Genomic DNA, 318 nt, shown 5'->3' on the forward strand with positions numbered 1-318 from the left:
ACTAGTAGCGTGTCGCTGCTTAGTTCCGGCCTGTTTTCGTTGCAAGGTTGTGGCGGCAGACTTCCCCTTCCCCTCTGCCGGTCAGGACTGTTGTCAATGCCTTCGCGGTCTAGAACGCAAGAACGGGTGGACCCTCGCCGAGCGGGCCGGCGAGATCAGCCCGGACGGGATGCAACGGTTGCTGCGGCGCGCGGACTGGGACGTCGACGGCGGCGGAGTACCCGTACCCCGAATCGCCGCTCGCCCCGGCGCTGCGCCGCGACCCGGCGGCGGAGTACCCGTACCCCGAATCGCCGCTCGCCCCGGCGCTGCGCCGCG

At 69.8% G+C, this 318-nt stretch carries 1 protein-coding gene; it reads right to left on the reverse strand.

All coding sequences use genetic code 11. The annotated features are described in order from the left end of the window. Positions 1-109: 109 nt before the first annotated feature. A partial coding sequence (locus tag P3H15_RS55430) for a hypothetical protein (protein ID WP_276144966.1) occupies positions 110-318 on the reverse strand: 209 nt, incomplete at its 5' end.

This window comes from Rhodococcus sp. T2V (assembly GCF_029269925.1).
Lineage (GTDB): Bacteria > Actinomycetota > Actinomycetes > Mycobacteriales > Mycobacteriaceae > Rhodococcus_F > Rhodococcus_F koreensis.